The 10,639-nt window shown below is 71.8% G+C and carries 11 protein-coding genes; 8 read left to right on the forward strand and 3 right to left on the reverse strand.

Annotated features, from left to right (window positions below):
- The 6 genes from Q0P88_RS13820 to Q0P88_RS13845 all read left to right on the forward strand — a co-directional run.
- On the forward strand, window positions 1–1,077 hold a 1,077-nt coding region (locus Q0P88_RS13820), incomplete at its 5' end, for a hypothetical protein (protein WP_295014925.1).
- A 317-nt stretch (window positions 1,078–1,394) separates the two neighbouring features.
- On the forward strand, window positions 1,395–2,897 hold the full coding sequence (locus tag Q0P88_RS13825; RefSeq protein WP_295014926.1) for a CoA-acylating methylmalonate-semialdehyde dehydrogenase: 1,503 nt from the start codon (window positions 1,395–1,397) through the stop codon (window positions 2,895–2,897).
- 60 nt (window positions 2,898–2,957) lie between these two features.
- A complete protein-coding gene (locus Q0P88_RS13830) occupies window positions 2,958–4,103 on the forward strand; it encodes an acyl-CoA dehydrogenase family protein (protein WP_295014927.1) in 1,146 nt (381 codons plus the stop codon).
- 26 nt (window positions 4,104–4,129) lie between these two features.
- Window positions 4,130–5,011, forward strand: a complete 882-nt coding sequence (mmsB, locus tag Q0P88_RS13835) for a 3-hydroxyisobutyrate dehydrogenase (RefSeq protein WP_295014928.1) — start codon at window positions 4,130–4,132, stop codon at window positions 5,009–5,011.
- Between the two features lie 407 nt (window positions 5,012–5,418).
- A complete protein-coding gene (locus Q0P88_RS13840) occupies window positions 5,419–6,195 on the forward strand; it encodes an enoyl-CoA hydratase-related protein (RefSeq protein ID WP_295014929.1) in 777 nt (258 codons plus the stop codon).
- A gap of 5 nt (window positions 6,196–6,200) precedes the next feature.
- Window positions 6,201–6,704 (forward strand): putative immunity protein, encoded by a 504-nt coding sequence (locus Q0P88_RS13845; RefSeq protein WP_295014930.1) that lies wholly within the window; start codon window positions 6,201–6,203, stop codon window positions 6,702–6,704.
- Between the two features lie 15 nt (window positions 6,705–6,719).
- Here Q0P88_RS13845 and Q0P88_RS13850 read toward each other — a convergent pair whose 3' ends face one another.
- Genes Q0P88_RS13850 through Q0P88_RS13860 form a run of 3 tightly spaced genes read right to left on the reverse strand, consistent with a single transcriptional unit; the run spans window position 6,720 to window position 8,161 of the window.
- Window positions 6,720–7,160 (reverse strand): YdeI/OmpD-associated family protein, encoded by a 441-nt coding sequence (locus Q0P88_RS13850; protein ID WP_295014931.1) that lies wholly within the window; start codon window positions 7,158–7,160, stop codon window positions 6,720–6,722.
- Window positions 7,161–7,169: 9 nt separating this feature from the next.
- Window positions 7,170–7,625, reverse strand: a complete 456-nt coding sequence (locus tag Q0P88_RS13855; protein WP_295014932.1) for an SRPBCC family protein — start codon at window positions 7,623–7,625, stop codon at window positions 7,170–7,172.
- A complete protein-coding gene (locus tag Q0P88_RS13860; protein WP_295014933.1) occupies window positions 7,625–8,161 on the reverse strand; it encodes a MarR family winged helix-turn-helix transcriptional regulator in 537 nt (178 codons plus the stop codon). Before Q0P88_RS13860 ends, Q0P88_RS13855 begins: the two co-directional genes overlap by 1 nt.
- Window positions 8,162–8,414: 253 nt before the next feature.
- Here Q0P88_RS13860 and Q0P88_RS13865 point away from each other — a divergent pair, with 253 nt between their 5' ends.
- The gene (locus Q0P88_RS13865) at window positions 8,415–9,191 is read left to right on the forward strand and encodes an electron transfer flavoprotein subunit beta/FixA family protein (RefSeq protein WP_295014934.1); all 777 of its coding nucleotides are present in this window, start codon (window positions 8,415–8,417) and stop codon (window positions 9,189–9,191) included.
- Between the two features lie 2 nt (window positions 9,192–9,193).
- Entirely contained in the window at window positions 9,194–10,174 is a 981-nt protein-coding gene (locus Q0P88_RS13870; protein ID WP_295014935.1) for an electron transfer flavoprotein subunit alpha/FixB family protein, read from the forward strand.
- The last annotated feature ends 465 nt before the right edge of the window (window positions 10,175–10,639 follow it).

Genomic DNA, 10,639 nt, shown 5'->3' on the forward strand with positions numbered 1-10,639 from the left:
TACCCCGGCCAGCCGGGCGCTTACCCCGGGCAGCCGGGCGCTTACCCCGGGCAGCCGGGCGCCTACCCCGGCCAGCCGGGCACCGCCCCGGGCGGACCCGCGGGGCCGACCAAGACCTCCAAGGGCCTCATCTGGGGCCTCGTCGGGGGCGGCGCGGTCGTGCTGATCGCCGTGGTCCTCGTCGTGGCCCTGCTCGTCGTCCCCGCGATCACCCGTTCGTCGGTCACCGCTTCCGACGCGGTCAAGAGCTATCTGACCGCGGTCTCCCGGGGCGATGCGAAGGAAGCGCTGCGCTACGTCGAGGGCGCCACCGACAAGGCGCTGCTCACGGACGCGGTGCTCAAGCAATCCAACAAGCTCGCTCCGATCCAGCGCATCTCGGTGACGTCGGCAGGGCAGACGAGCAACACCGGAACGGTTCGCGCGACCTACGAGCTCGGCGACCGCACGGTCACCACGACGTACTCGGCCTACCGTGCCAAGGGCCAGTGGAAGGTCGGCCAGGCGGTCATCCCGGTGTCGTTCGACACGCTCAAGGGACTCGACGCGACGGTGAACGGCGTGTCCGTGCAGGACCTGTCCGACGCGTTCGTCTTCCCCGGCACCTACAAGATCGAGCTGGCCTCGACGTACTTCTCGCTCGACGGCGACTCCACCCTGCCGATCACGGGCTCCGACGACGCGTCCGCCCTGTACGATCTGCGGGCGTCGCTCAACGACAGCGGGGTGACGGCCTACCGCTCGCTCGTGCGGTCCGCGGTCGAGGCCTGTGTCGCGATGAAGACCCTGGCCACGCCGTGCGGCATGGACATCACCGCGATCAACCTTTCCGGCGCCGCCCCGGTGGAGGGCGCGGTGACGCGTACGCTCACCGCCGAGGGGAGCGCCGCGCTCGACGCGATCGAGCCGGAGAGCAGCGGATCCGTGCCGACCGTGGTCTCCAGCTACGACTCGATCGACGTCGACATGTCGCTCCAGGGAAGCGACGGAAACACCTACACCGTTCTCTTCGGGGGATCTCTGGCGCGGCCGACGGTCGATTTCGGAGCGGCCGATCCGCAGGTGGTCTGGGAGTGAGCCCGCGCTGACCCGCGCACGTTGCGAGAACGAGAGGACCCCCGCCGACCCGATTCGGCGGGGGTCCCGCGGTTCTGGACCGCCGTGCGCGCCCCCGCGCGAAGAGTCGGCGGCCGGGCGCGTCCCGATGCGCGGGGACGTGCACCCAGTCCGGTCTGCATCGCTGCCCGCGCTCCTCCCGTTGTACGGGGTCGAGGTGTCCGGCGGGTGAACGAGGCACGGCTGTTCCGGCCAATACATGGACACCCTAGTAATTACGTGGATGTCCACGTAATGTGGATCGTGCGTCGACGACGACGCGCAGACAGGAGCACACGATGGTCCGTGACATCACCCACTTCATCGGCGGATCCGCCGTCCCCGGCACGTCCGAGCGCTGGGGCGAGGTGTTCGATCCCTCGACGGGAGCGGTGCAGGCCCGCGTCCCGCTCGCGAGCGCGGACGAGGTCCGCGCGGCGATCGAGAACGCCGCGGCGGCGCAGCCCGAGTGGGGCGCCACGAATCCGCAGAAGCGGGCGCGCGTGTTCCTGCGGTTCCTCGAACTCCTCCGCGACGAGACGGACGAGCTCGCGACCCTCCTCTCCCGCGAGCATGGGAAGACGCTCGACGACGCACGGGGCGACATCCAGCGCGGCGTGGAGGTCATCGAGTTCTGCATCGGCGCCCCGCACCTGCTCAAGGGCGAGTACTCCACCGCGGTCGGCTCCGGCATCGACGTCTACTCGCTGCGTCAGCCGCTCGGCGTCGTGGCGGGCATCACGCCCTTCAACTTCCCGGCGATGATCCCGCTGTGGCAGATGGGACCGGCCCTCGCCGCCGGCAACGCCTTCGTCCTGAAGCCCAGCGAACGCGACCCCTCCGTGCCGGTGCGGATCGCGGAGCTGTTCCTCGCCGCGGGCCTTCCCGCAGGCGTGCTCAATGTCGTCCACGGCGACAAGGAAGCGGTGGACGTGCTGCTCACCGACGAGCGCGTCCGCGCCATCGGCTTCGTCGGATCCACCCCCATCGCCGAGTACATCTACACCACGGCGAGCGCGCACGGGAAGCGCGCCCAGTGCTTCGGCGGGGCGAAGAACCATCTCGTCGTCATGCCGGACGCCGACCTGGACCAGGCCGCCGACGCGCTCATCGGCTCGGGGTACGGATCCGCGGGGGAGCGGTGCATGGCGATCTCGGTCGCGGTGCCGGTCGGGGACGAGACCGCGGATCGGCTCGCGGCGAAGCTGCTCGAACGGGTGACGGCGCTCAGAGTCGGCTCCTCGCACGAACCGGGGATGGACTACGGCCCCCTGATCAACCGGGCGGCCGTGGACCGTGTCGTCGGGTACATCGAGCAGGGCGTCGCGGCCGGAGCCGAGTTGCTCGCGGACGGACGCGGCTTCGTCGTGGAGGGGAACGAGGAGGGCTTCTACCTCGGCCCGACCCTGTTCGACAGGGTCACCACCGACATGTCGATCTATCGGGAGGAGATCTTCGGTCCCGTCCTCGTGATCGCCCGAGCGGCCGATTACGAGGAAGCCCTGCGCATGGCCTCGGAGCACGAGTTCGGCAACGGCGTGGGCATCTTCACCCGCGACGGCGACGCCGCCCGCGACTTCGTCGCCCGGGTGAACGTCGGCATGGTCGGCGTGAACGTGCCGATCCCCGTGCCGATCGCGTACTTCACGTTCGGCGGCTGGAAGCGCAGCGGCTTCGGCGATCTCAACCAGCACGGGGCCGACGCCTTCCGCTTCTACACGAAGACGAAGACGGTGACGTCCCGCTGGCCCGCGGCCGGTGTGCGCGAAGGCGCGAGCTTCGTCATGCCCACCATGCACTGACCCTCCCGATCCACGGACCGGGAACCCTCCGGTCGCACCAGACATCCCACAAGGAGCACCATGGCCATCGTCACCACCCTCGAGGAACGCGCCGCCATTCTCGGCGCCGTCCGTGAGTTCGCCGAGACCGAGCTCGCACCGTTCGCCGCGGAACGCGACGAGAAGCACCTCTTCCCGCGCGCGGCGCTCCTCACGGCCGGGGAGCTCGGCCTCGGAGGCATCTACGTGCGCGAGGAGTCCGGCGGTACGGGGCTCAGCCGCGTCGACACCGTCGCGATCTTCGAGGAGCTCGCGAAAGGCGATCCGACCATCGCCGCGTACATCTCGATCCACAACATGGTCGCGTGGATGATCGACACCTACGGCGACGACGCCCAGCGCGAGCGCTGGCTGCCCGCCCTCGTGCCGATGCGGGGACTCGGCTCGTACTGCCTGACCGAGCCCGGCGCCGGATCCGACGCCGCCGCGATCGCGACGAGCGCGATCCGCGACGGCGACGAGTACGTGCTGACCGGGGTGAAGCAGTTCATCTCGGGCGCCGGCGAGGCCGCGGTCTACATCGTCATGGCGCGCACGGGCAAGCGCGGCTCCCACGGGATCTCGGCGTTCCTCGTCCCCGGGGACGCCGAGCGGCTGAGCTTCGGCGCCTCGGAGAAGAAGATGGGCTGGCACGCCCAGCCCACCCGGCAGGTGATCCTGGACGAGGTCCGGGTGCCGGCGTCGAGCATGCTCGGATCCGAGGGGCAGGGGTTCGCGATCGCGATGAGCGCCCTCAACGGCGGCAGGCTCAACATCGCGGCGTGCTCGATCGGCGGTGCCGAATGGGCCCTGCAGCGCGCGGTCCAGTATGTGCACGAGCGCTTCACGTTCGGAGAGCCGCTCGCCGACAAGCAGTCGATCCTCTTCGCCCTCGCCGACATGCGCACGGACCTCCACGCGGCCCGGCTCCTGGTGCGCGACGGCGCGGAGGCGGTCGACGCGCGCGCCGCCGACGCGACCGAGCGCTGTGCGATGGCGAAGCGGTTCGCGACGGACGCCGGCTTCGAGGTCGCGAACCGTGCGTTGCAGCTGCACGGCGGCTACGGCTACCTCCAGGACTACGGCATCGAACGGGTCGTGCGAGATCTGCGGGTCCATCAGATCCTCGAGGGCACGAACGAGATCATGCGTCTCATCGTCGGACGCAGCGAGCTGCACGGGCGCTGAGCCCTGACGGAACCGGAGGAGCCCACATGAAGATCGCATTCCTTGGCCTCGGCCACATGGGCCTGCCTATGGCCGTCAACCTCGTCGGCGCGGGCCACGAGGTGCACGGATTCGACGTCGTGCCCGCCGCGATCGAGGCGGCCGCCGCGCAGGGGATCCCCGTCGCGGGATCCGGTGCCGAGGCCGCGGCCGGCGCCGATGTCGTCCTCACGATGTTCCCGAGCGGCGCGCACGTGATCGACGCGTACCGGGGCGGCCTGCTCGCCGCGGCGGCGCCGGGCACGCTGTTCATCGATTCGTCGACCATCGCCGTCGACGAGGCCCGCACCGCGCACGAGCTGGCGCTCGCCGCGGGGCACCGCAACGTCGATGCGCCGGTCTCGGGCGGTGTCGTGGGCGCCGAGAACGGGACGCTGGCCTTCATGGTGGGGGGATCCGACGCGGACTTCGCGGCGGCGCTCCCGCTGCTGGAGGTCATGGGCAAGCGGATCGTGCACTGCGGTGGCCCGGGACTGGGCCAGGCGGCGAAGATCTGCAACAACATGATTCTCGCGGTCTCGCAGATCGTCGTCGGGGAGGCCTTCGTGCTCGGCGAGCGGCTGGGGCTCGACCATCAGGTGCTCTTCGACGTCGCCTCGGGCGCGAGCGGGCAGTGCTGGGCGCTCAGCACGAACTGCCCGGTGCCGGGACCCGTTCCGACGAGCCCTGCGAACCGGGACTATCGGCCGGGCTTCGCGGGTGCGTTGATGGCGAAGGATCTGGGCCTGGCGCTCCAGGCGATCGACGGCACCGGCACGGACGCGCGGATGGGACGCCTCGCGCAGCAGATCTATGCCGCCTTCGCCGCGGGGTCCGGAGCCGGGCGGGACTTCTCCGGCATCATCACCGACATCCGCGATGCGTCCTGACCGGGCGCGCGGGAGCACCGCCATGGGCGGCGGTCCCCCCTATCGCGGTCCGACGCTGTCGCGGTCGGACGCTGTCGCGGTCGCACCTCGGACCGGGCGGGGCGAACCGTCGCCGGTCGCGGTCGCGGTCACACCTCGGACCGGGCGGGGCGAACCGTCGCCGGTCGCGGGCACACCCGAGTTTCCCCCCTCTCGCCGTCATTCCCTCCCCTGTGCGGCGCTTCTGCGGGGAGGGAACGGCGCTGCGGGGAGGGAAACGCACTGGGGCCCCGACCTGGACGGGGAGCCGGACCGAGACACGGCGCACGGGCGGCTCGGGTGACGGAACCGGACGCGGGGGGCGGCGCGGCGTCGGAGGATCCGGGAGATACTGGATGGGCCGCGATGACGCGGCGGAGGGGGAAGACATGGCCGAGTACGAGACGATCCTGATCGAGCGGCGCGGGCGCGTCGGCTGGATCACCCTGAACCGCCCGCAGGCGCTCAACGCGCTCAACGCGCAGGTCGCGGACGAGGTCACCGCCGCCGCGATCGCCTTCGATGCGGACGACGGCGTGGGGGCGATCGTCGTCACCGGTTCCGAGAAGGCCTTCGCAGCCGGAGCCGACATCAAGGAGATGGAGGCGATGACCGCGGCCGACATGATCGCGACCGATCATTTCGGCGTCTGGCGCGATTTCGCCGCCGTGCGCAAGCCGGTGATCGCCGCCGTGGCGGGCTTCGCGCTGGGAGGCGGATGCGAGCTGGCGATGATGTGCGACATCATCCTCGCCGCCGACACCGCGAAGTTCGGCCAGCCCGAGGTGAACCTCGGCGTCATCCCCGGGATGGGCGGCACGCAGCGCCTCATCCGCGCGATCGGCTATTACAAGGCGGCGGAGCTCGTGCTGTCGGGGCGGATCATCGGCGCCGAGGAGGCCGAACGCGACGGCCTGGTCTCCCGGGTCGTGCCCGCGGCGTATCTGCTCGACGAGGCCTCTGCGCTGGCGGAGACGATCGCGGCGAAGTCTCTGCCCTCGATCGTCGCCGCCAAGGCCGCGCTCGATGCCGCGATGGAGACCACCCTGGCCGTCGGGCTCGACGTCGAGCGCGAGGCCTTCGCCGCCCTCTTCGACACGGTCGACCAGAAGGAGGGCATGGCCGCCTTCCGCGAGAAGCGTCCCCCGCAGTTCGAGAACCGGTGACGGACGTGGCCGATCCGCATCCCGTCGCCGCGTCCTCCTCGGCCGCCGGCCGCGGCGGGGATCCCTCCGGCGACGGCGACCTTCCCGACGTCACGGACCTGAGACTCTCGGAGCAGGACCGCCGCGCCCTCGTCGCCTGGACGATCGCGTGCGCGGAACGCCTGCTGCCGGTCTTCCAGGCCGAGCGGCCGGACGACGATCGACCGCGTGAGGCGCTCGCCGCGGCCGAGGCGTTCCTGCGCGGCGAGCTCGACATCGACGCGGTGCGGGAGAAGGCCTTCGCCTGCCATGAGGCCGCACGGGAGGCGGAGGACCCGAGTGCCGTCGCCGCGGCCCGGGTGTGCGGACAGGCGGTCGCCGTCGCCCACCTCGCCGGGCACAGCCGGCAGGTGCCGCGCCACACGGCCCACGCGTTCCCCGGCGACCGCTCCCGTCGCGACGCCGAGCTCGCCTGGCAGCGCATGAGCATCCCTCCGCGCTTCGACGCCTACGTGTACGAAGGCGACTGAGCGCGGGCCCGTGCGTCAAGCGCGTAGGTCTTCGAGCGCCTTGGCGATGCGGCGCACGCGGGTCGCCTCCTGCTTGGCGTCGGCGACAGAGACCGCGATCTCCTTGCGTCGGGAGAAGCTCAGCGCGTCGTAGGCCGCGGTGAGCCCCGCCTCCGCCAGCGCCGCGCTGAGCGCGAGCGGGACCTCGACCGTGCGCTCCGCGTCGTCCGGAGCGATCACGGCGTCGAACTCGGCGCCGAGCTCGAGGCCCATGGCGGCGCGGTTGGCCTTGCTGAAGCCGATCAGGTTCTTGCCGCCCATGCGGGCGAGGCGCAGGCGCGCGGAGTTGCCGCCGACCGTGACCGTGACCGGGAAGGCCTTGGCCGTGCTGAGCGCGGCCACCTGCTCGTCGCTCAGCACGATCGCTCCCGCAGGCCCCATGGGCTCGAGGACGCTGTGGATCCGCAGTTCGCTCATGCGGTCAGCCTAGGGGGCGACGGCGAGCGCCGCGAGGGTGTCGTTGCGCTGCTCGATGAGACGCCTCAGGTACCGGCGCAGGATCAGCGCGTCGACGATCCGGCCGAGCGGTCCGAACGGGGAGCGGAACGCGATCTCGTCGCGCATGAGCGTGCGGTCGGCTCCGAGGCTTTCGAACGTGTGACGGTGCTCGAAAGAGGCGAACGGCCCGCGGATCTGCCGATCGGAGAAGCCGCGGGGCTCGTCCACGTCGAAGACGACGGAGGTCATGCGGAACCCGATGCCGAAGTGCCGGGCGTCCCAGGTGACGGTGTCGTTCTCGGACATCCGGCCCGAACCGACCCCGCCGGCGATGCGTTCGCCGTGCGCCGCCATCGAATCGACGTGCACGCCGACGTCGAGCGAGAGCGCGAACAGGCGCTCCGGCGGTGCGGCGATCGTGCGTTCGAGCCGGAAGGAGGGCATCAGAGCGGTTCCGGCTGCGGCTTCGGATCGGCGAAGTCCCCCGCCGCCTTACGCATGCGCGCGACGATCGCGACGAGGTCCGTGGCGTCCTGCGTCGAGATCCCGGGATCCGCGAACACCTCGTCGTTGAGCGCTGTCGTGGCTCGCTCCACGAGCGCGCGGCCCGCATCGGTGACCTCGAGGAGCGCCGCTCGTCCGTCGTGCGGATCGCGATGGCGCACGATCAGCCCGTCGCGGACGAGCCGGTCCGCCGTGCTGGAGACGCTGGTCGCGTGCACCTGGAGCCGTGCGACGACGCTCGACAGCGGCAGGAGGCCGGTCCGGCTGAACGCGAGCAGCCGCAGCACCTCGAACCGGGCGAAGGACAGGGCGAACGGGCGCAGCGCCGTATCCACACGGGCGAGCAGCAGCTGCTGGGCGCGCATCACGCTCGTCACGAGCGACATCCCGTCCGCGGCCTCCGTCCAGCCGTGCGCGAGCCACTGCCGCTTGGCCTCGGCCAGCGGATCGACGGGCAGCGGATGGGTTCGGGCCATGCTCCTACGTTAGCGATCCGGCCCATCGTCCCCGGGGATCCTCCGGGTCGGAGCGGGCGTGTTGGCAGCGCTCGCCAAAAGGCTGGAGCACTGCGGGGAGCGGATTGGAGGGTTGCGCCAGGCCCTGTTGGCGAGTGGTCGGAGGGTCCGGTCGCGGCACGCCGCTGAGGTACGCTGGCAGCACGTTATCGCGCGGTAACCCGGGGGTCCGGGTGCGGCTGGTCGGCCGCCGGACAGCGCGTGAGGAGGCTCGATGAAGATCTTCGTCCTGGTGAAGGAGGTGCCGGACACCTACGGTGACCGCACTCTCGACCTGGAGACCGGCCTCGCCGCGCGCGGCGCGGGCGAGGTGGTGCTCGATGAGATCACCGAACGTGCCCTCGAGGTCGCGCTGCGCTTCGCCGACGCCAACCCCGGGACCGAAGTCGTCGCGCTGTCGATGGCGCCCGAGTCGGCCACCGCGTCGATCCGCCGGTCGCTCGCGATCGGTGCCGGCTCCGCGGTGCACGTCGTGGACGAGGCGCTGCGTGGCGCCGACCTCGGAGTGACGGCCGAGGTGCTCGCCGCCGCGATCCGGCGCGGAGCACCTGATCTCGTCATCACCGGCAATCTGTCCACCGACGGCTCGGGCGGGGTGATGCCGGCGATGCTGGCCGAGCACCTCGGTTTCGCTCAGGCGACGGCCCTGAGCGCGGTCACGATCGGCGCGGACCAGGTCACCGGGACACGCGCGACGGACTTCGGGGCGCAGGAGGTCACCGTGCCCCTGCCGGCCGTGATCTCGATCACGGAGGCGCTGCCGGAGGCCCGCTTCCCGAACTTCAAGGGCATCATGGCGGCCAAGAAGAAGCCGCTGGAGGTGCTCTCGCTCGCCGACCTCGACGTGGACGTGGATCCGGCTGCCGCGCCGCAGACGATCCTGACCGCGGTGAGCGAGAAGCCGCCGCGCTCGGCCGGCGTGAAGATCGTGGACGAGGGCGACGCTGCGGCGCGGCTCGTGGACTTCCTCGTCGAGAACAGGCTGGTGTGAGCATGGCGTATCCCGAGAAGCCCATCCTCGTCCTCGTGGACGTCACCCCGTCCGGCGCTGCGGCGCCGTCGACCGCGGCCCTGATCGGCGCCGCGAGCTCGCTCGGCGCACCGATCGCGCTCGTCGCCGCCCCCGCGGGAACCGCGCAGGCCGCCGTCGACGCGGCGGTCGCGGCCGGCGCTCGGGTCGTGCTGACCGCGGACGTGGATCCCGGGACGCTGACGGTCCCGCTCGTCGACGCGGTGCAGGCCGCGTACCGGGACGTGCGCCCCGACGCGGTGCTCGTCTCGAACTCGATCTCCGGTCGGGACGTCGCCGGGCGCCTCGCGGTCCGCGAGCACCTGGCGCTCTCCGTGGACGCCGTCGGGGTCTCCCGCGACGACGAGGGCGTGCTCGCGCACCACTCCGTCTACGGCGGCGCGTTCCTCACCGATTCGGCGCCCACGTTCGGCGCCCCGGTCATCACCGTGCGTCAGGGCGCCGTGGACACCAGGGCCGAGGCGGCTCCCGACGCCAGGGTGCAAGCCCTCGCCGTCGAGCCCTCGGGCGCCGCGGCGGCCACGGGCGCACCGATCCAAGCGGTCGAGGCGGTCTCCTCCCGTCCGGAGCTGCGCGGCGCGAAGGTCGTCGTCTCGGGCGGCCGCGGGCTCGGCTCCAAGGAGAAGTTCGTGCTCGTGGAGGAGCTCGCCGACGAGCTCGGCGGCGCGGTCGGCGCCTCGCGCGCCGCGGTCGACGCGGGCTACATCCCTTACGCGCACCAGGTGGGACAGACGGGGGTCTCCGTCTCTCCGCAGCTCTACATCGCGCTCGGCATCTCCGGGGCGATCCAGCACCGGGCCGGGATGCAAACGGCGAAGACGATCGTCGCGATCAACAAGGATCCGGAGTCGCCGATCTTCGACGTCGCGGACTTCGGCATCGTCGGCGACCTGTTCACGGTCGTTCCGCAGGTGATCGAGGCGCTGCGGGCGCGGAAGAACTGACCGTGACGACCGTGCGCAGGGGACTTCCCCGCACCCGCGGCGGCGAGGCGTGGCCGCCCGCCGGGGTGGTCGCGGCCGGCGCGACGGATGCCGCGGCCGAGGTCGTCGCGACCCCGCCCGCCGGCGACCGGACCCCGGCGGAGCAGCCTTCTTCTGTTGTCGTTGAGCGAGCACCGGCGGAGCAGTCTCTTCCCGGGGTCGTTGAGCGAGCACCGGCGCAGCCGGAGCGAGACGAGACGCGGTCCCCTGCGGTGCTCGCCGGCGGAGACGGCGTTTCGTCTCGGGCGCCTGCGGCGTCCTCGCTCGACGACCCCGGGGCGACCGGATCGGTCCTGCGCCGCGGTCTGCCGCGCGTCGTCGGGGGCGAGCCCTGGCCGCCCGCCGATCCTGCTTCCCCCGGGATCGCTGAGCGGACCCCGGCGGAGCAGCCTTCTTCTGTTGTCGTTGAGCGAGCACCGGCGGAGC

This window comes from uncultured Microbacterium sp. (assembly GCF_945952435.1).
In the GTDB taxonomy this organism is placed as follows: domain Bacteria; phylum Actinomycetota; class Actinomycetes; order Actinomycetales; family Microbacteriaceae; genus Microbacterium.